This window comes from Amycolatopsis echigonensis (assembly GCF_002846615.1).
In the GTDB taxonomy this organism is placed as follows: Bacteria; Actinomycetota; Actinomycetes; order Mycobacteriales; family Pseudonocardiaceae; genus Amycolatopsis; species Amycolatopsis echigonensis.
On sequence record NZ_PJMY01000003.1, the window covers coordinates 2923515 to 2941692 of the forward strand.

At 68.1% G+C, this 18178-nt stretch carries 21 protein-coding genes, 2 tRNA genes and 1 pseudogene; 8 read left to right on the forward strand and 16 right to left on the reverse strand.

The genetic code is table 11. The annotated features are described in order from the left end of the window. Nucleotides 1–12: 12 nt before the first annotated feature. Nucleotides 13–537, reverse strand: a complete 525-nt coding sequence (locus tag ATK30_RS18710) for a peptidylprolyl isomerase (protein WP_009085526.1) — start codon at nt 535–537, stop codon at nt 13–15. Between the two features lie 205 nt (nt 538–742). Here ATK30_RS18710 and ATK30_RS18715 point away from each other — a divergent pair, with 205 nt between their 5' ends. Further along, nucleotides 743–1375: a hypothetical protein gene (locus ATK30_RS18715; protein ID WP_208637370.1), complete on the forward strand. Its 633-nt coding sequence runs from the start codon at nt 743–745 to the stop codon at nt 1373–1375. Between the two features lie 63 nt (nt 1376–1438). Here ATK30_RS18715 and ATK30_RS18720 read toward each other — a convergent pair whose 3' ends face one another. Together ATK30_RS18720 and ATK30_RS18725 are read right to left on the reverse strand one after the other, a co-directional pair. Further along, a complete protein-coding gene (locus ATK30_RS18720; protein WP_101436687.1) occupies nt 1439–1891 on the reverse strand; it encodes a DUF6918 family protein in 453 nt (150 codons plus the stop codon). A 141-nt stretch (nt 1892–2032) separates the two neighbouring features. Beyond that, nucleotides 2033–2563, reverse strand: coding sequence for a DUF2020 domain-containing protein (locus ATK30_RS18725; RefSeq protein WP_101436688.1), 531 nt, complete (start codon nt 2561–2563; stop codon nt 2033–2035). A gap of 95 nt (nt 2564–2658) precedes the next feature. Here ATK30_RS18725 and ATK30_RS18730 point away from each other — a divergent pair, with 95 nt between their 5' ends. Both ATK30_RS18730 and ATK30_RS18735 read left to right on the forward strand, forming a co-directional pair. Next, nucleotides 2659–3333 (forward strand): hypothetical protein, encoded by a 675-nt coding sequence (locus ATK30_RS18730; RefSeq protein WP_101440925.1) that lies wholly within the window; start codon nt 2659–2661, stop codon nt 3331–3333. 1 nt (nt 3334) lies between these two features. Then, nucleotides 3335–3973: a pyridoxine/pyridoxamine 5'-phosphate oxidase gene (locus ATK30_RS18735; RefSeq protein ID WP_101436689.1), complete on the forward strand. Its 639-nt coding sequence runs from the start codon at nt 3335–3337 to the stop codon at nt 3971–3973. Here ATK30_RS18735 and ATK30_RS18740 read toward each other — a convergent pair. Beyond that, nucleotides 3970–4857: a hypothetical protein gene (locus tag ATK30_RS18740; RefSeq protein ID WP_167441949.1), complete on the reverse strand. Its 888-nt coding sequence runs from the start codon at nt 4855–4857 to the stop codon at nt 3970–3972. The genes ATK30_RS18735 and ATK30_RS18740 overlap by 4 nt on opposite strands. 107 nt (nt 4858–4964) lie before the next feature. On the opposite strand from ATK30_RS18740, the gene ATK30_RS18745 reads away from it, so the two are divergent. The 3 genes from ATK30_RS18745 to ATK30_RS18755 are packed head-to-tail and all read left to right on the forward strand — an operon-like array spanning nt 4965 to nt 8250. Beyond that, nucleotides 4965–5408 carry a helix-turn-helix transcriptional regulator gene (locus ATK30_RS18745; RefSeq protein ID WP_009085513.1) on the forward strand — a complete coding sequence of 148 codons (444 nt, stop codon included), beginning with the start codon at nt 4965–4967 and terminating at the stop codon, nt 5406–5408. A 10-nt stretch (nt 5409–5418) separates the two neighbouring features. Continuing rightward, nucleotides 5419–5829, forward strand: a complete 411-nt coding sequence (locus tag ATK30_RS18750) for a VOC family protein (RefSeq protein WP_101440926.1) — start codon at nt 5419–5421, stop codon at nt 5827–5829. A 42-nt stretch (nt 5830–5871) separates the two neighbouring features. Further along, nucleotides 5872–8250, forward strand: a complete 2379-nt coding sequence (locus tag ATK30_RS18755) for an ATP-binding cassette domain-containing protein (RefSeq protein WP_101436691.1) — start codon at nt 5872–5874, stop codon at nt 8248–8250. Here the strand turns inward: ATK30_RS18755 and ATK30_RS18760 are convergent. Continuing rightward, nucleotides 8247–9653, reverse strand: coding sequence for an amidase (locus ATK30_RS18760; RefSeq protein WP_101436692.1), 1407 nt, complete (start codon nt 9651–9653; stop codon nt 8247–8249). The two genes, ATK30_RS18755 and ATK30_RS18760, sit on opposite strands and share 4 nt — an antisense overlap. A 97-nt stretch (nt 9654–9750) precedes the next feature. Here ATK30_RS18760 and ATK30_RS46225 point away from each other — a divergent pair, with 97 nt between their 5' ends. Together ATK30_RS46225 and ATK30_RS18770 are read left to right on the forward strand one after the other, a co-directional pair. Next, nucleotides 9751–10569 (forward strand): helix-turn-helix domain-containing protein, encoded by an 819-nt coding sequence (locus ATK30_RS46225; RefSeq protein WP_101436693.1) that lies wholly within the window; start codon nt 9751–9753, stop codon nt 10567–10569. 21 nt (nt 10570–10590) lie between these two features. Next, complete coding sequence (locus tag ATK30_RS18770) at nt 10591–11790, forward strand: glycosyltransferase 87 family protein (RefSeq protein ID WP_101436694.1); 1200 nt, start codon at nt 10591–10593, stop codon at nt 11788–11790. On the opposite strand, the gene ATK30_RS18775 is transcribed toward ATK30_RS18770, so the two are convergent. From ATK30_RS18775 to ATK30_RS18820, 11 genes and pseudogenes are all read right to left on the reverse strand, one after another. Beyond that, nucleotides 11772–11957, reverse strand: coding sequence for an ATP-binding domain-containing protein (locus ATK30_RS18775; RefSeq protein WP_463672407.1), 186 nt, complete (start codon nt 11955–11957; stop codon nt 11772–11774). The two genes, ATK30_RS18770 and ATK30_RS18775, sit on opposite strands and share 19 nt — an antisense overlap. 63 nt (nt 11958–12020) lie before the next feature. Continuing rightward, nucleotides 12021–12569: pseudogene (locus ATK30_RS18780) on the reverse strand (GntR family transcriptional regulator); the annotation flags it as partial. A 120-nt stretch (nt 12570–12689) separates the two neighbouring features. Continuing rightward, a complete protein-coding gene (locus tag ATK30_RS18785; RefSeq protein ID WP_101436696.1) occupies nt 12690–13337 on the reverse strand; it encodes an antibiotic biosynthesis monooxygenase in 648 nt (215 codons plus the stop codon). A gap of 588 nt (nt 13338–13925) precedes the next feature. Continuing rightward, the gene (locus ATK30_RS18790) at nt 13926–14387 is read right to left on the reverse strand and encodes a hypothetical protein (RefSeq protein ID WP_101436697.1); all 462 of its coding nucleotides are present in this window, start codon (nt 14385–14387) and stop codon (nt 13926–13928) included. A gap of 2 nt (nt 14388–14389) precedes the next feature. Beyond that, nucleotides 14390–14902, reverse strand: coding sequence for a MarR family winged helix-turn-helix transcriptional regulator (locus ATK30_RS18795; protein ID WP_101436698.1), 513 nt, complete (start codon nt 14900–14902; stop codon nt 14390–14392). Nucleotides 14903–15287: 385 nt separating this feature from the next. Further along, nucleotides 15288–15360: transfer RNA gene (locus ATK30_RS18800), tRNA-Ala, on the reverse strand. Nucleotides 15361–15390: 30 nt separating this feature from the next. After that, nucleotides 15391–15561 (reverse strand): DLW-39 family protein, encoded by a 171-nt coding sequence (locus ATK30_RS18805; RefSeq protein ID WP_101436699.1) that lies wholly within the window; start codon nt 15559–15561, stop codon nt 15391–15393. Between the two features lie 158 nt (nt 15562–15719). Then, complete coding sequence (locus tag ATK30_RS45060; RefSeq protein WP_158242482.1) at nt 15720–15863, reverse strand: hypothetical protein; 144 nt, start codon at nt 15861–15863, stop codon at nt 15720–15722. Between the two features lie 42 nt (nt 15864–15905). Next, on the reverse strand, nt 15906–17297 hold the full coding sequence (locus ATK30_RS18810; RefSeq protein WP_101436700.1) for a hypothetical protein: 1392 nt from the start codon (nt 17295–17297) through the stop codon (nt 15906–15908). Nucleotides 17298–17389: 92 nt separating this feature from the next. Next, nucleotides 17390–17463 (reverse strand) — tRNA-Ile (locus tag ATK30_RS18815). A gap of 50 nt (nt 17464–17513) precedes the next feature. Further along, a complete protein-coding gene (locus tag ATK30_RS18820; protein ID WP_101436701.1) occupies nt 17514–18164 on the reverse strand; it encodes a DUF3566 domain-containing protein in 651 nt (216 codons plus the stop codon). Nucleotides 18165–18178: the final 14 nt, after the last annotated feature.

Here is an 18178-nt window from a genome sequence, read left to right on the forward strand (position 1 = left end):
GCCTGCGGCGCGTCAGTCTTCGACGGTGATCTTCTCGATGACCACGTCGGACAGCGGACGGTCCGCCGGCCCGGTCGCGGTCGTCGCGATGGCGTCGACGACGTTGCGGGACTCCTGGTCCGCCACCTCGCCGAAGATCGTGTGCCGGAAGTTCAGGTGCGAGGTCGGCGCGACGGTGATGAAGAACTGCGAGCCGTTGGTGCCCGGCCCGGCGTTCGCCATGGCCAGCAGGTACGGCTTGGAGAACTGCAGCTCCGGGTGGAACTCGTCGCCGAACTTGTAGCCGGGGCCGCCGCGGCCGGTGCCCGTGGGGTCACCGCCCTGGATCATGAAGCCGTCGATGACCCGGTGGAAGATCGAGCCGTCGTAGAACGGACCGGAGTTGCCGCCCTTCGCGTTCGGCTGGGTGTACTCCTTGGAGCCGGTGGCCAGCCCCACGAAGTTCGCCACGGTCTTCGGCGCGTGGTCGGGCAGCAGGTTCACGTGGATGTCACCCTGGTTGGTGTGCAGGGTGGCCTTTCGGGCGCTTTCAGTCACGCCGCCATCGTGCCACCCCTTCGCACAAATGGGGGGTTCAGGGGGCCGTCCCGGCCCGTCGCGCCGGACGCGGGCCCAGGAAGAAGACACTTTCCCGAGGTTTCCGCGACGCCCGCAGCGGGAAGCCGCAGCGGTGCGAGCGGAAAAAGGGCAGGATGATGTCAAGCAACAGATCTGTTTCACAACGATTGATGAGGTGAAGACCATGACCCGGGCCGTGGAATCGGTCGGCGAGTCGGTCAAGTCCGGCTCGACGGACCTGCGGAAGCTGGTCGTCGAGGCGGGCAAGGCGGGCGCGAAGGCCGCCGAGGCCGGCGCGGAGGAGCTGGGGAAGCGGAGCCGCCGGGCCCAGCGCGAGCTGGCGAAGAAGACGGAGCTGACCCGCAAGGAGCTGAAGAAGAGCTCCGCCGCGGCGCGCAAGGAAGCACTCGCCCGCCTCGCCGAGATGAAGAAGCCGGGCCGCAAGGCCAAGAAGGCCGCGATCAAGGCCGCCGCGTCGGCCGGCGAGTCGAAGCGCCGCGGCAAGAAGGACTTCAAGGCCGCGAAGAAGGAGTTCCGCGCCGCGCTGGAGGAGGCGAAGACCGCCGCCAAGGGCGCCCGCAAGCGTCGCCGCTGGCCGTGGATCCTCGGTCTCGGCGCGGTCGCGGTCGGCGCCGCCGTCGCGCTGAAGTCGCGGCAGCAGGAGCCGCCGGTCGCCCCGGCTCCGCCGAAGGCCACCCCGCCTGCCCCGCCCGCGAAGCCGGCCGCGGAGGCCAAGGACGCGGCGGACGCCAAGCCGGGCGAGCCGAAAACGAACGGCAAGGCGCCGAGCCCGTCGCCCGCCGAGAAAAAGAACTGAACGTACGAAAAAGGGCCCCGGGAGCGCGTCCCGGGGCCCTTTTTCGTAGGTCGCTCAGCCGGTTCAGGCAGCGGCGGCGTGCTTGTCGATCAGCTGGCCGAGACGCGGCAGCGCCTCCTCGACGTTCTTCTTGCCGTTCGGGCGCAGCTTCGAGTAGACCTTCTTGATGCTGTCGCGGCTGCTGCGCTCGGCGCGGCTGTCGGTGACCCCGAGCAGCGCGTCCGCCGCCTCGTCCGAGCGGCCGCTCAGGTAGGCGCCGAAGTCGTTGCCGCCCTGGGCGCGGAAGTCGCCGTAGAACGGCTCGAGGGCGGCGGAGAAGTCGTCCAGCAGGCTGTCGATCGCGGACGGGATGATGCCCGGCTTGATCTTCTTGACGGCGGCGAAGCCGGTCTTCACGACCGCGCCGGAGACCCCGCCCTTGTCGGCGACCTCGGCGTCCACGAGCTCCGCGAAGTCGGTGACCACGCTGGGGCGACGGCTCGAGTCAAGCAGGATTTCCTTGAGGGTGTCAGCCACGAATCTGTCCTTGTCGTCGATAAGGGGGTAACCAAGTATTCGGTGCCGGACGGGCACCCGGCGCGCGAGTGTTGGGGGGACCGCGCGTGCTGCTTAGAGTAATACAAGATCAACTTCACTCACCCGTGCGGAGCCCATTACTCAGAGCTTCAGGGCAGCGATAGCCTTTTTCGCCACTGTGCGTGCTTTGATGCTCTGCTTCTGGTTGCTCGTTACGATGACCGCGGCGTCACCCTTGGCCACGGCGTAGACCACTCCGTCGCCGGACGGCTGGTAGCCGCCCTTCCATCCCGCCGGATCCGACGCCGGGTTCGAGGTGTCCACCGGCGCGGCCTTGTTGACCAGTGCGGTCGCGACGTCGCTCTTGCCCACGTACACGCGCACGGTCAGCTGGAGGCTGCCGTCCGGGCGGTAGAAGAAGCACGCCGGATGCGGCTCGTCGTCGGACACGCTCACCTTGGTGACGTGCTGTCCGTTCGCGTCCTGCACTGTCTCGTTCGACAGGTACGGACACTCCGCGGTGCGCACGGGCTGCGGATCGGGCGGCAGCCCCGCGGAGGCCGACGCGGAACTCGCCGGCGCCGAAGACGACGGGGTCTCCTTCGCCGGGCTCGACGGGTGGCAGCCGGCGAGCAGGACCAGGGCTGGGGCGAGAACGAGAAGTCGGCGCATGGCGGGCACAGTCAACCATGCCCGGTGAAGTCCGTGCGAAGGCGGCGCGTGCGACGATGACCGCGGATTCCGCTCAGCCCGGGGAGGTCGCGGACGTGCTCACGCCCGAGCAGTACCTGCAGGTCGTCGCCGAACGCGTGGTGCGCACCGGCGGCAGGCTCAACACCGTCCAGATCGGACCGGTGACCGCCGCGGTCGGCCTGTTCACCGAGTCGATCATGTTGTCCACGATGAACTACTGCGTCGTGGCCGGGGCTTATCCGGAGGTCGACGCGGCGACGCTGCACCAGTTCACCGGCATGGCCACCCAGCACGCCCGCGCCAACGTGCAGGGCACGATCGGCTGGACCGCCGCGTCGGTGGTGATCTGCGGGCTGGTCGGACGCGTGCACCAGGACGCCGCGCAGCTGGCGAGCGCGAAGACGAGCAACCAGTTCGGCGGCGAAACCCGGATGGTCGCGGTGGATCCGTACGCGGGCATGACCTACGCGTTCACCGGCGGCAAGCTGTGGGGCGCGGCGATGCACGGCGCGATCAACGCGAAGCTGACGTTCTGTTTCCCTCAGCCGGGCGAGGCTTTCCAGCAGGTGCAATGGCAAGCGCAGCAGCAGGCCGCCTACGGTCAGCCCCCGCAGTCCGGTCCCGGCGGGTTCCCCGGGCAGATTCCGTCCGGGCCGATGCCGCAGACGTCTCCCCCGCCCGCCGCGGGTCCGGCCGGGCCGCAGCCGCCGCACTACCCGCCGCCGGGGCAACCGCCGTACGGTCGGTGACATGGTTTCGTTGCGCGGCTGGCAGTCGTTTCCCGAACAGCTTCCCGAATTCGATCCGGACCACACTCCGGAAACGCCGGAGGAACTGTTCCTCGCCTGGCTCACCGAAGCCGGCGAGCACGTACTGGCTCCGCATGCCGTCACTCTGTCCACAGTGGACGCGGATGGGGCACCGGACGCTCGCGTGGTGATCCTGAAGAACGTCGACGAGGACGGCTGGGCGATCGCGACCAGCTCGGAAAGCCCGAAGGGCCAGCAGCTGGCGGCGAACCCACGCGCCGCTTTGACCTTCTTCTGGCCCGGTCGCGGACGACAGGTGCGCGTGCGCGGTCTGGTGGTTCCGGCCGCGCCCGAGGTATCCGCCGCCGACTTTCTCGACCGGCCGCCGGCGTCGCGCGCGGAGGCGTACGTCGGGCATCAGTCGGAGGTGCTGTCCGATCCGGCAAAGCTCGTCGAAGCCGCCGAGGCGGCAGCGGATTGGGTAGCGGAAAACCCGGACGTGGCACCGGAAACGTGGACGCGCTACCTGATCCAGCCGGAATCGGTGGAGTTCTGGCAGGCTTCGCACGACCGGCAGCACCTCCGGGTCCGCTACCGCCGCGAACCCTCAGGCTGGGTCCGCGAACGCCTCTGGCCCTAGCCGAGCCGGGAGTTGGCGCGCAGCTTGGAGATCGCCCCGACGGTGACGTAGCCACGCCATTCCAGCGCGGCCGCCGGGGAGAAGCTGGCGAAGTCGACCGTCCAGCCGCCGTCGGGCTGCTGGCCCTGTTCCAGCCGGGTCAGGTCCGCTTCGATCGCCTCCGCGGTGAACAGCCGCCGCGACGGACCCGGAACCGGACTGAAGTCCAGCGGACGCAGCGCCTCGCCCTCGGACCCGCCCTGTACCGGGACGATTCCGTTCTCCGGCAAGAACTTCCCCAGCTTCGCCAGGAGTTCGTCGGCTTCCGGATACCGGTCGTACGCGGCGTCGAGCAGGTGGATCGCGAAGCTCAGCTCGATGGCGTGCGGCATCTCCTCGATGTCCCGGATCGCCCGCAGGCACGTCTCGGTCGCCCGCGCGAGCCACGGATGTGCCGCGACCGCCGGGTCGTGTTCGGCGACCCGCCACGCCGCCGACGTCACGAACGCGGTGCTCTGCAAGGAGAACACCGTCGGGTCGGCTCCGGTCCAAAAGGGAGCGCACGCGGTCGGGTCGGCGACCGGGAACGCGAACGGCAGTCCGCCGTCCGGGAAGGACACCGATTCCAGCCAGTCGCACAACCGCGCGGCGTGCGGCGTGGTCACCGGCGCGACGTCGGCGAACACCTCGAACGCGTGCAGCGCACCGCCCGGCTGGCTTTCCGGCGCGCGCAGATCCGGCTCCAGGCCCCAGCCGTAGCCGCCGTCCGGATTCCGGTAGGCCGCGACCGCCGCGAGCACCTCCTCCGCCCGCCCGTTTCCGTGCAGCAGCTCGAACCGCCGCTGGTCCAGCAACCGGCCGTGCCCGGCGAGGAACGGGGCGACGGCCTCCAGGTTCACAGTCACCCGGACACCGTCGCACGGACGCGGCGCGGCGGTCTTGAACGAATCGGCCACCAGCCCGAACGAGCGGATCGCTGGGGCTGGGGCGATCGTCGTGGCACGATTCCGGAGTGACCAGCAAACCGGACGACGCGCAGCGCTTAGCCGATCTCGCCCGGTTGCGCCGGGTGCGCGACCGGATCGACCGCGAGTACGCGCGTCCCCTGGACGTCGAGGCGCTCGCGCGGAGCGTCAACGTCTCCGCCGGGCATCTGAGCCGGCAGTTCCGCGCCGCTTACGGAGAGTCGCCGTACTCGTATCTGATGACCCGTCGCATCGAACGCGCGATGGCGTTGCTGCGCCGAGGCGACCTGAGCGTCACCGAGGTGTGTTTCGAGGTCGGGTTCTCGTCGCTGGGGACGTTCAGCACGCGGTTCACCGAGCTGGTCGGGAAGCCGCCGAGCGTCTACCGCCAGGAGGAGACCGGCGCGACCGAGGGCATGGCTCCGTGCGTCGCGAAACAGGTCACCCGACCGATCAGGAATCGAGAAGCACCCCGCTCGGCGCGCACATAGTGTGACCGACATGGACCTGACCATTCACGCGAGCTTCCTCCCGCACACCGATCCGGAAGCGACGCTGACCTTCTACCGCGACGTCCTCGGCTGGGAGGTGCGCAACAACGTCAAGTACGGCGATATGGCCTGGATTACCGTCGGGCCGCCCGGACAACCGGACACCTCACTCGTGCTGCAGCCGGTCGCCGCGTTCCCCGGCATCACCGACGACGAACGCCGGATGATCACCGAAATGATGGCCAAGGGCACCTACGCCGCGCTGAACCTGGCGACCAAGGACGTCGACGCGACGTTCAACCGGTTGCAGGCCAGCGACGCCGAGGTCGTGCAGGAGCCCACCGACCAGCCCTACGGCGTCCGCGACTGCTCCTTCCGCGACCCGGCCGGGAACCTGATCCGCATCCAGCAGACGAGCTGAAGACGTCCGAGCCGGACCTCTGGGGAAATACAGGGAGAGACGATGACCAAGGCCAAGGGGAAGCCCGCGCCGGAGCACGCCGCCGACAGCCATGACCTGATCCGCGTGCAGGGCGCCCGCGTGAACAACCTCAAGGACGTCAGCGTCGAACTCCCTAAGCGCCGGCTGACGGTGTTCACCGGGGTGTCCGGCTCGGGCAAGAGCTCGCTGGTGTTCAGCACGATCGCGGCCGAATCGCAGCGGCTGATCAACGAGACCTACAGCAGTTTCGTGCAGGGTTTCATGCCGACGCTGGCCCGTCCCGAGGTCGACGTGCTCGACGGGCTGACCACCGCGATCATCGTCGACCAGCAGCGGATGGGGACCGATCCGCGCTCGACGGTCGGCACCGCCACCGACGCCAACGCGATGCTGCGGATCCTGTTCAGCAGGCTCGGCACGCCGCACATCGGGTCGTCGCAGGCGTTCTCGTTCAACGTCGCCTCGATCAGCGGCGCGGGCGCGGTGACCGTGCAGCGCGCCGGGAAGCAGGTGAAGGAGCGGCGCAGTTTCAGCGTCACCGGCGGCATGTGCCCGCGCTGCGAAGGCCGCGGTTCGATCAATGACATCGACCTTTCTCAGCTGTACGACGACTCGAAGTCGCTTTCCGAGGGCGCGCTGACCATTCCCGGCTACACCGCGGGCGGCTGGAACTACCGGCTCTACGCCGGATCCGGACTGGTCGATCCGGACAAGCCGATCCGCAAGTACACGAAGCGCGAGCTGCAGGACTTCCTGTACAAGGAACCGACGCGGATGAAGATCGAAGGCATCAACATGACCTACGAGGGTCTGGTGCTGAGGATCCAGAAGTCGTATCTGTCCAAGGACGTCGAGGCGATGCAGCCGCACATCCGCGCGTTCGTGGATCGCGCGGTCACGTTCGCGACGTGCCCGGAATGCGACGGAACCCGGCTGAGCGAACTGGCGCGGTCGTCCAAGATCGACGGGATGAGCATCGCCGACGTGTGCGCGATGCAGATCAGCGACCTTGCCGAATGGGTCGGAAAACTGTCCGAACCATCTGTCGCGCCGCTGCTGAAATCGCTGCACGAGACGCTCGAATCGTTCGTGGAGATCGGGCTCGGCTACCTGTCGCTGGACCGGCCCGCGGGCACGCTGTCCGGCGGCGAGGCGCAGCGCGTGAAGATGGTCCGGCACCTCGGATCGTCGCTGACCGACGTCACGTACGTCTTCGACGAGCCCACCATCGGCCTGCACCCGCACGACATCCAGCGGATGAACGACCTGCTGCTCCGGTTGCGGGACAAGGGAAACACCGTCCTCGTCGTGGAGCACAAACCGGAGGCGATCGCGATCGCCGACCACGTGGTCGACCTCGGTCCGGGTGCGGGCACGAACGGCGGCACGGTGTGTTTCGAGGGCACTGTGGACGGTCTCCGCGCGAGCAAGACGTTGACCGGCAAGCATTTGGACGACCGTGCCGCGCTGAAGCCGTCGGTGCGGGAGCGCACGGGCGTGCTGGAAATCCGCGGCGCGAACACGCACAACTTGCAGGACGTGGACGTCGACATCCCGCTCGGCGTGCTGTGCGTGATCACCGGGGTCGCCGGATCCGGCAAGAGCTCGCTGATCCACGGGTCGATCCGGGAATCCGATGACGTCGTGTCGGTGGACCAGGCCCCGATCCGCGGTTCGCGGCGGAGCAACCCGGCGACCTACACCGGGCTGCTCGAACCGATCCGCAAGGCCTTCGCCAAGGCCAACAACGTGAAGCCCGCGCTGTTCAGCGCCAACTCCGAGGGCGCGTGCCCGAACTGCAACGGCAACGGCGTCATCTACACCGACCTCGGAATGATGGCCGGGGTGGCCACGACCTGCGAGGTCTGCGAGGGCAAGCGGTTCGACGCCTCGGTGCTGGAGTACCGCTTCGGCGGACGGGACATCAGCGAGGTGCTCGCGATGTCGGTCGCCCAGGCAGCCGCGTTCTTCGCCGAGGGCGACGCGAAAACCCCGGCCGCGCACCGGATTCTCGAGCGGATGGAGCAGGTCGGCCTCGGCTACCTGACCCTCGGCCAGCCGCTGACCACCCTGTCCGGCGGCGAGCGGCAACGGCTGAAGCTGGCCACGCACATGGGCGGAGGCGGCGGCGTGTACATCCTCGACGAGCCGACCACCGGCCTGCACCTCGCCGACGTGGACCAGCTCCTCGGCCTGCTGGACCACCTGGTCGACTCGGGCAAGTCGGTGATCGTCATCGAGCACCACCAGGCCGTGATGGCGCACGCCGACTGGGTCATCGACCTCGGTCCCGGCGCGGGGCACGACGGCGGCCAGGTGGTCTTCGAAGGCACGCCCGCCGAGCTGGTGAAGAAGAAGCGGACGCTGACCGGGAAGCACCTGGCCGCCTACGTCGGTTAGTCGAGCGGCCGCCGGTCCGTCCAAGGCAACGCCTGCTCCAGGGTGCGGGAGACCTGCAGCAACAGGTCTTCCCGCCACGGCGCGGCCACCAGCTGGACGCCGACCGGCAGGCCGCTGGCCTCGTCGTGGTGCAGCGGGAGGGAGATCGCCGGCTGGCCGGTCACGTTGAACAGCGACGTGAAGACGCCCATCGGGTACGCGGCCACCACCGGGTTTCCGCCCGCTCGCCACCCACCGATCTTCGGCGGGAGGCACGCCATGGTCGGCGTGACCAGCAGGTCGAAGCTGTCGGTGAAGGCCTCGACAATGCGCCGCGACAGCACCTGGGTCTTGTGCACGCTCTCCGCGTAAGTCCAGGAATCGACCGACCTCGCGGCTTCGCGCTGGGCCCGGTTGTGCGGTTCGACGCGGTCCGGGTCGACCAGCGGGACGCCCGCGCTGGCGACGTTCCAGACCTTCATGAACGTCGAGATCAGCTCGTCGGACGTCGGCAGCGGAAGCGATTTATCGACAATCTGGTGTCCGGCTTCTTCGAGCGCGCGGAGCGTTTTGTCGACCGCGGCCAGGCACGCCGGGTCAACGGGGATACCGTCGATCAGCGAGGTGGTGAGGACGCCGATCCGCAGGCCGGTCGGCGATTCCGTGTCCAGGGCGTCGGCGAGCGACCGGGTAGGAGTCGGCTGCGACCACCACGCGCCCGGGTCGTGCCGGGTGAGGACGTCCAGGACGGCGGCGGTGTCGGCCAGCGTCCGGCTGACGACGCCGCTGGTCGCGAACCCTTCGACCTCCACCACGGCGTTCGTGACCAGACCGCGGGTCGGCTTCAGCCCGACGAGACCGGTGCACGACGCCGGGATGCGGATCGATCCGCCGCCGTCCTCCGCGTGCGCGACCGGAGCCATTCCGGAGATGACGGAAATCCCGGCACCGCTGGACGAACCGCCGGGCGTGCGGTCCGGGTCCCACGGGTTGCGCGAGATGCCCTGCGCCTCGCTTTCGGTGAACGGCACCGCGCCGAACTCCGACGTCGTGGTCTTGCCCAGCGGGAGGAAGCCCGCGTCGGTGAACCGCTGCACGATCGGGTCGGATTTCGGCTGCGGACTCCGGTCAGTGGCCAGCGAGCCGTACGTGGTCGGCCAGCCTTTGACGTGGACGAGGTCCTTGATCGGCAGCGGGACCCCGTGGAACGGCGGCAGTTCCTCCGGTGCGGACCGCAGCACGGCGTCCTCGGCTGCTCTCGCGGCGGCGCGGACCTCATCGTCGGCGCGGAAGCAGAAGGCGTTGAACTTCGGATCCAGCTCGGCGATGCGGCCGAGATAGCGGTCGGCGACCTCGACCGGGCTCACCTCCTTCGCGCGGATAGCGGCGGCGACTTCGACGGCGGAGCTGAACGGATTGACCATGACGGATCCCCTTTCCGATACCCGTTCAGCCTGGTCAGGGCAGGGGCCGCTGGTCTTGGAGAAATGTCGCGCCGCCGATTTTGGCTACGCTGGCGGCATGCGACCAGCCGAGTGGGCTCGCGACGGGGCAGCGGTGTGGGGCATCGCCGTGCCGTCCCGGCCGAGCCGGCTGCCGGGCGTGCGGATGGCCGGGTTCGTCGGGAACACCGTCGACCTGGTCGACCTGACGGTGGTCCCGTACCCGGCGGTCACGCTGTTCCTCAACCTGCGCGAGAAGCTGCTCGTCAACGACGCGGTTCGCGGCAGCATCGTCGCCGGGCTCGCGCCGCGAGGGATGCGTGTGCGCGGACAGGACATCGAATGCGTGCAGATCCGGCTGTCGCCCGAGGTCGCGCACGCCGTGCTCGGGACGGAGCTGAGCGGCGAGGTCGTGTCCCTCGAGGACGTCTGGCCTACTGAACTGCCCGGCCAGCTGCGTGCGCTCAATTCCTGGAACGACCGGTTTGCCCTGGTAGAAGCCGCGTTAGGCAAGCGGTATGAGGCTGGCCGTCCGGTGGATCCAGAGGTCGCCTTCGCCTGGCAGAGGATGGACGCGCGGCGTGGTCAGGTGCGGGTCGAGCAGCTGGCCGACGAGACCGGGTGGAGCCGGAAACGGCTGTGGTCCCGGTTCCGCGGGCAGCTCGGGCTCAGTCCGAAACGTGCCGCGCAACTGGTCCGGTTCGATCACGCGGTGCACCGGCTCGCCGCGGGCGAAAGCCCGGCTACGGTGGCGGCGGAGAGCGGATATGTCGACCAGTCGCACCTGCACCACGAGGTCAAAGCCTTCACCGGGGACACCCCGACGGCCGCTGCGAACGCACAGTGGCTGGCGGTCGACGAAGTTGCCTGGTCTCGCCCCCGCTGCGCGAACGGGTGATCGCACCGGCATGATCGCGGAGTGACTTCCATCCGGCCCCCTGCTGTCGCGCTGCGCCGGTGGCTAGACGACGCCGCCACCCGGCGGCGGACGGTGTTCGCACTGGTCCTCGCCGCGGTCGTGGTGGCAGCGACGATTCTCTGGCTCGTCTGCACGATGTGGCCGCTCGACCTGGAGATCTACCGCTCCGGCGCGCGGGCGCTGGCGCAGGGCGACGATGTCTACGGCCCGCTCCCGCCGACCCGCACCGGACTGATCCTCCCGTTCATCTACCCGCCGTTCGCGGCCGTTGTGTTCCTGGTGTTCGCTGCGATGCCGCTACCGCTGGGCGCGATGGTGATGCTCGCCGTCTCGCTCGCGTGCCTCTGCGGAACCGTCTACGTCGTGATCCGGCCGCGCACCGAACGGCGCACCGCAGTGCTGGCTGCTCTGCTGATCGGTGCTGGTTCGCTGGCCTTCGAACCGGTCCGCGAAACGTTGTGGTTCGGGCAAATCAACCTGCTACTGATGGCGCTCGTGGTGATCGACTGCCTCGGCCCGCGCACCCGGCTGCCCCGCGGCGTCCTGCTGGGACTCGCCGCCGCCATGAAGATCACCCCGGCCGGATTCCTGCTGTTCTTCTTGCTGAAAAAGGACTTCCGCGCGGCCGTGACCACAGTGGTCACCTTCGTGCTCGCCGGTGTGGCCGGATTCGTGGTCGCGCCGGAAGCGTCGATGAAGTACTGGTTCGGCGGCGGATTAACCGGCGCGTCCGGCATGAGCGGATCGATTTTCGCCACCAACCAGACCATTCAAGGCGCGGTGCACCGGTTCGGGCTTCCGGACATTCCGACGCTGATCCTGGTCGCGGTGCTGACCCTGGCCGCGCTCGCGCTGACCATCCCCGCGATGCTGCGCGCCGACCCGCCGATGGCGTTCTTGCTCAACGCGGCTGCGATCCTGGTGTGTTCGCCCATTTCGTGGTCACACCACTGGGTGTGGATCGTGCCGGCGATCGTGCTGTTCGCCGGCCGCGCACACACCCGGCTCGCCGTCGCCGGATTGGCCGCCGTGGCAACGATTTTCGTGATCGCGCCGCATTCGTGGCTGCCGAAAAACGGATACCTGGAGCTGTCCTGGGGCCCGGTCGAGCACGTGGTCGGCAACAGTTATTTGCTGCTGGCGCTGGGATTTCTGGGCTGGCAGTTCTACTCAACGCGCCGTCAAACCGCCGCGCTCTGAGCCAGCAACGGCTCCGGCAACGGATCCGCATGGAGGACGTGCAGTGCGCTGACCGCTCGGGTGAGCGCGACGTACAACCGTTGCAGCCCACGCCCTTCCGCCGCCACAATACGCGCCGGCTCGATCACCAGGACCGTGTCGTATTCGAGACCCTTCGCCAAACTCACCGGTGGCGCGAGCGGAGGCGGCTTATCGGATGTTGAGGGATGGGCTGTCTTCGGTGCTGTGACTCAGTCCGCCGGCCATGCGTAAGACAGCTGATACCGGTCAGCGGCAAGGACCATGTCGTTGATTTCCAGCGGGGAACCGTCCTCACCGTGGGCGACCCGGGTCACCGTCAGGACCGGCGTTGCTTCGGAGAGGTGCAGAAGCGCCGCCTCCGCCGGGTTCGGCAGCCGCGCGCCGACCTGCTCAACGAATGATCCAAGCCGATGACCAGCCTCTTCGAGCCTCGCGTAGGTTCCGCCAGGGCCAGTTTCGACGTCCTCGATCGCAGTGCCGCGCGTCAGCTCGCGCGAGAGGCGTGACACCGAAAGCTGAACCGCCTGCCCGTCCGCTCGCAGAACCCGCTCCCGCACCGTGACTTCGGCACCTTCGGCAATTGCGAGATGCTCCGCCACACGGGCATCTGCCTGCTCGAACCGCACTTCCACTGAAGCGGAGGGAACGAATCCGTTTGCTCCGGCGTCCGCGAGAAACGCCGCCCGGTTCTCCGCTCGGGCTGCGCGCGACAGTCTGGCTTGGGAGCTGCGCTGGATGTTGCTCGCGGGCTCGACGAAATCGACCATGCACCCATCTTCGCCTTGATGTCCCCTGCGCGAAAAGGGCCACGCTCTGGCAGACGCTTATCGAACTGCAGCACCGGTTGCGCTCCGAATTACCTCAAGCCAACTGAGGAATTACGCCGATTCCGTTGTGGACAAGCCAAGCGAAAGGCTGCGCACCATCCGATACCTACGGAACCCGCTGCCTCGCACTCCCGGAAATTCCTGCACCTTCCGCCATTCGTCAGACACCCCGACCGTGCCCCGGCCGGACCGCGCCAACGCGTCGCGATGTGACTGTTCGTCCGTCCACTCCGCATAGTTGAGCACCCGGGTCCCGTCGCTGCTGACATGGAAATGCCCGGAGATCCCGCCCGGCGCGGGATTTTCCTCGCTCGCCAGCGCACCGAAGACGGTATCCACCCAGCGCCGCTGCCGCTGCGGATCCGCACCGTCGAACTCGACGCTCACCACGACAACGCATCCCGGAATCGCCGAGTTATCCCGGTTTCCGCTGCGGTACAACCGGTATTCCACCGGATCACTCCCGGAAACCCGGCGCACAAGCCCGGGATCAGCCGCTCCCTCCGCCCATTGGGTGTAGACCAGCGACGTCTCTCCGTCGGTACTCGCCAATGCGTTGAACGACATCAGCCCCGTGGGCCACGGCTCTTTCTCCAGCCGGGCAAGCACCTCCGCCGCGCCGACGGTCGTCTCGGCGACTAGCTCAACATCGACGTCCGTGCGAGCGAAGTCAGGTCGCACAACCTGGTTGACAGTCATGAATATCCCTTCGAAATCAGTGCTGACTCTCGAAGGATGGAACTTCAAGGGAAGTTGAAGTCAAGCCAGCAGCCGTGACCCTCGCTACTCTGACTGTCACGAGGGCAGGGGTCTTGATGGTTTCCAACCAGGCAAGGATTGTGCGCTGTTTCGCGCCGGCAGCGCTGCTGGCGGCCGGACCCGACCAGGCGGGCTGTCCAACTTCCGGTTCGGGCCGCCCTGGAACATGCCGAACGCGCGAACACCGGTGACATAAGCAAACTGGACGGATTGACGGTCCGCGTCGAGACGTACGACAGCCTGGACGGCGCGATCTACGCCAACCACGCGACCTGCCACCCGCGCGTCGCCCGCCCAGGCGGTCAGCCCAGGGAAGCCACCTCCAACAAAAGGTGGGCGACGGCGACGTCTGCTGGGTTCCGATGACCCCGGCCACGCGGATCTGTCCTTCAAGGTGGGCCGCCACCTGGTCACCATGTCGGCTTTCCGCAGCGAGGACTACCAGCCGCCCGCGCTCGATGTCGTCCTGAAGATCATCGACCGGTTGAAGCAGCTCCCGTAGGACCCTGAACGCACGATCCCCGCTGTTCAGGAGCGGTTGGCGAAGAACTCCCGGGCGGTCGGAGGAAACCAGAGCAGGACGACGGTGAGGATCTGCGCGGCGCTGATGATCGGGATCGTTGTGTGGAACATCGGCGAGGAAGACCAGGACACCACGCTGAACACCACGGACAGCAGCTGGGACACCGTGGTGAGACGACGGGTCCACGGCCGCCCGGTGGCCAGCTTCCATACCAGGAGTGCGCAAAGCACCAGGAGGATGCCGTGGAAGGCGGCTCCGGAAGTCACGGCGATGGTGGTTGACCGGCCGACCTCGGCCGCGCCGAACTCGGGATGCTGAGCTGCGATCTGGTCGCGCAAGGTGCTGCGGTTGAGCTCCATCACCAAGGGCACGACCAGGTGGCTGATCGCTACGGCGGTCAGCAGTATCCGCGCCGTCTGAACGGGCGTCGGGGTCCGCGATGCCGTGACCTGTACAGGTTGTCGCATGTCTAGTCCTCCGCCGCTTCCCCGGGTTTCACTTGACCTCGCGCTCGGAGCCGCCGGGGCCTGGTGCCGGTCCGGGACTTGGCCCCGGATGTGTCGCCGTGTTGTTTCCAGGCCTGGTTGAGCCGGGTGATCAGAGTCAGCGCGGTGGACACGTCCTCGTCCGGCCAGTCGGAGATGACGTCAGCGAACACGGCCGCTCCAGCCTGGATCGTGGTGTCGATCTCCGCATGACCCTCTTCGGTCAGCCGCGCGAGGAACGTCCGGGAGTCCTCCGGATCAGGTTCCACCGCGAGGTGCCCCGCGCGCTCCAGGGCGGCGAGGTGCCGGCTGGTCGCGGACGCGGTGAGACCCAGTTCGGCGGCGATCGTCCTCGGGCGGACCGGCCCGAGCGCGGCGATGGTCCCCAACACCCGCACCCGGGTCAGGTCCAGGCGTCGGGAAATCCCGCGGTGTCCCTGGTCGATGAGTTCCATGACCGAACGGGCCAGTTCCAGCCGGTCATTTCGTTGCGACATGAAACGAAGCTAGCAGATTGGGTCTCCGTGTCGCCACACCCGACCGGTGACCCCCTTTCGCCCACTACATCCGCGCGAACACCGTCCACAGTGGATCGACTCTGGGGAGGGCTGCCTGAGGGCAAAGAAATACCGCGACTAGGGCCGTATCTGCCAGCTCCGCTCCGGCCGGTGGCAGGCCCGATACTCAGGCCCTCACGGCACCCTTCGGCAGGCGAGCTCGCGGCCGGGATGAGCGGCAACATCGCGTAGGCCCGCTGGCCGGTCCGCACATGGGCCCGTTTCCAAGCGGAAGGGCACGGGAGGGAACACGGCCGCCTGAAACGACGAAGGCCAGGTCCGGCAATAAGCCGCTGACCTGGCCTTTGTCACGTCCCCTGCTGGGTGGACCTGAGGGGAATCGAACCCCTGACCCCCGCCTTGCAAAGGCGGTGCTCTACCAATTGAGCTACAGGCCCGGTGCGGACCGAGGTCCGCGAAGCATTACGTCAGTTGCGCGACGCGTCCGCGGCCTTGGCCGGCGTGCTGCCGTTCGCCGACGGGGCGGCAGGCGTGGTGGCTTCGCGCCACAGGTCAGCCTCGGCCTTGGCCGCCTTGTTCCGCTTGACGACGAACAGGACGCCGCCCGCGACGACCGCGAGTGCCAACAGCTTCTTCACCTGAAGCCCCCTTCTCAGTGCTTGCGCTACCCCACGATGCTACCGGACCCGCCGCACGTCCCGTCCAGCGGTTCCGTCTCTCGTTCCACGTGGAACACCGGGAATATCCGGAGCGAGCGGTCCGTTGAATCGAACGGCCCCGAGCGGCCGCGCAACACTCAGCCCTGCCGGTCCTTCTCTTCCCGGCAGGGCTGACTCGTCTTGGGCCGCCGCTCGACCAGTTCGGCTTCGCCCGCACCCGCCCCGCGAACCGCCACACCGACCCATTTCTGGACAGCGGCAACGGCTCCGCGGTCACCCATGCCAAAACCCTGCTGCGCGACCTGTAACGGCAGACCCGCTGATCACCTCGCGAGCCCGGCAGCGAACATGATCTCCGAAACCTGGTTCCGGCCAAGGGAAAGCGTGTCGAGCAGATCCGAGATCCGTTGCTGCTGCGCGGCAGTCGGCTGGAAATACATCGGCAGCACCAGCCGGCCCCGAAGGACCCCGGACTCGAGGTCGGCGATAACCGCCTCCCATCCGCCGAGGCTACGGTGCAGCCACCATCCCCGAAGCTGAAGCGCCGGGTCCGCGGAATCCTTCAGCACAGCCAAATCCTCTACCGACCACAGCTGCGGACTGCTGCTGAGCACCTCGCCCGCCAAGCGGGCCACCCGGGAGTGCTCGCCGGTCATTTCCGTGAGCAGCCAAGGAACTTCCTCAGCAACAGCCTTGCCGCGGAGCAATGACAATCCAGTCTTTTTCAAGGCCAAATCCGAACTCTGCGCAAGCTCGACGATCTCCGCACGGTCAATCTCGGTCCCGCTCTCCGTAAGCCCGGCGTACGCCCGAGCCCGCACCATCAGCGTGGCAGAAGAACGTGCGACCGCGGCATAAACCTCCACCGGATCCCGTCCCATTTCTTGCCAGCGCAGCCGTGCCCACAGCCGCACGAGCACCGACCGGTCGAGCAGAAGTTGTTCCACCTCAACGGGATCGAGCTGTGCCGCGGTCAGCTTCACCAATCCCAGCACCCGGCTCTCCGCGGACCGCCCTCGAAGCAACTGCTCCGCGATGACGTCCGGCGTCGCCGAATCAGCGATGACCCCGATCAACAGCCGCCGTACGACCTGGTCCCGTTCCCGAGGCAGCAACCGGACCGCGTCCGGCAAGCCGAGCAGTCCGGATTCGAAACTGCGCCGGAACGCGGTCCGCCGTAAGTCGAAGTCACCAGAACTTCGCAAGGTCTCCCACACCGACGCCTCGTCCTGCGCGGCGACCACCGCACGCAGGTAGCGCGCAAGAACACCCGAACCGCGCCCGCGCCGCGAAATCCGCTGCAACAACGGCACGATCTGCTCAGCCTGCGCCAATGTCGTACGCCGCAGCACCTCTCCTTCGGCGAGTTCGCGGACCACCTCGACATGGTCGGTAACCCGGACCGCCAACGCCCGATCGCTCACCGCACCTGCCGAAGCGCACAACACGCGAACCGCCTGCTCCCGGAGACGGCCGTCCGGGTGCATCGAAGCCAACGCCGCGACAACCGGCGTAGCGTTCTTCAGCTTCCATTCCTTCGCCCGTCCCAGCACCGGCACCGGATAACGCGCCTGGCGGGCGTAGTAGTCGATCCGCAGCATCTCGCGCGCGCTCGCCGCGGCGAGCCAGGCTTCGATCTCGGCCAAGCCAGACTGAAAACGCCGGTTGGCCGCGCCGCGGCTCAGCTGCTCACGGATCTGCCCTGGAGTCTGCACGCGGATGATTCTGGCGAGAACACCACCCGGCAGTCACCCGAAATACCGGAAGGCCGGTCCGCAGGGTCTGCGAACCGGCCTTCCGGGGAATGTGGGCCCAGGAGGACTTGAACCTCCGACCTCTTCGTTATCAGCGAAGCGCTCTAACCGCCTGAGCTATGGGCCCGTCGAACGAGGAGAACTCTACCGGACCCCTCATCCGCTCTCGCAACCGGGTTACTCTCGCTCCGACAGCGTGACCTCCAGGCCTCCCGCGAGATCCGCCGACACGTTGTAGATGAACGCGCTCACCGTGGCCAGCGCGGACACCAGCACGATGTTGATCGCTCCGAGGATGGCCGCGATGCCGAACACGCGCCCGGCGCTGATCAGCGGTTCCGGGGACGCGTTCGCGCCCTCGCCGCCGACCAGGGACGAGTACGTGCCGTTCAGCTTGTCCCACACGCCCATGCCGTCGAGCACCGTGTAGAGCACGCCGACCGCGACCAGCCACACGAAGAACATCGCGACGCCGAGCACCAGTGCCAGCTTCAGCACCGACCACGGGTCGAACCGCTTGATCTGCAGGCTCGCCCGTCGCGGGCCCCGGCCGGGACGGCGCAGTGCGCTCGGCGTCGGCCGGGTGCGGCCCGCGGCCGGCACGTCGGCAGCCGGCGGCGGTGCCTCGCCTCCGAAGATGCGGGGCGCCGCCGTGCCGGTCACCGGGTAGTCGTTCTCGGCCGCGGCCGGTTCGCCAGCCGCGGTGGGCACGTCCTCGGTCGCGATCCGCGCCGTGGCCATGGCCTCGGAGTCGCCGCCGCCGTCCTTGGCGGTGCGCTGCCAGGGCGGGTTGGCCGACGCGTCGTCGGCCTTGTCGGATGGTGCCACGTTGAGTCAGTCCT

Excerpts from the sequence above, each read along its gene's own strand:
- ATK30_RS18715 (WP_208637370.1), top strand. The coding sequence starts at position 743 with ATGACCCGGGCCGTGGAATCGGTCGGCGAGTCGGTCAAGTCCGGCTCG.
- ATK30_RS18725 (WP_101436688.1), bottom strand. The coding sequence starts at position 2,563 with ATGCGCCGACTTCTCGTTCTCGCCCCAGCCCTGGTCCTGCTCGCCGGC.
- ATK30_RS18735 (WP_101436689.1), top strand. The coding sequence starts at position 3,335 with ATGGTTTCGTTGCGCGGCTGGCAGTCGTTTCCCGAACAGCTTCCCGAA.
- ATK30_RS18750 (WP_101440926.1), top strand. The coding sequence starts at position 5,419 with ATGGACCTGACCATTCACGCGAGCTTCCTCCCGCACACCGATCCGGAA.
- ATK30_RS18755 (WP_101436691.1), top strand. The coding sequence starts at position 5,872 with ATGACCAAGGCCAAGGGGAAGCCCGCGCCGGAGCACGCCGCCGACAGC.
- ATK30_RS18760 (WP_101436692.1), bottom strand. The coding sequence starts at position 9,653 with ATGGTCAATCCGTTCAGCTCCGCCGTCGAAGTCGCCGCCGCTATCCGC.
- ATK30_RS46225 (WP_101436693.1), top strand. The coding sequence starts at position 9,751 with ATGCGACCAGCCGAGTGGGCTCGCGACGGGGCAGCGGTGTGGGGCATC.
- ATK30_RS18785 (WP_101436696.1), bottom strand. The coding sequence starts at position 13,337 with ATGACTGTCAACCAGGTTGTGCGACCTGACTTCGCTCGCACGGACGTC.
- ATK30_RS18790 (WP_101436697.1), bottom strand. The coding sequence starts at position 14,387 with ATGCGACAACCTGTACAGGTCACGGCATCGCGGACCCCGACGCCCGTT.
- ATK30_RS18795 (WP_101436698.1), bottom strand. The coding sequence starts at position 14,902 with ATGTCGCAACGAAATGACCGGCTGGAACTGGCCCGTTCGGTCATGGAA.
- ATK30_RS45060 (WP_158242482.1), bottom strand. The coding sequence starts at position 15,863 with ATGGGTGACCGCGGAGCCGTTGCCGCTGTCCAGAAATGGGTCGGTGTG.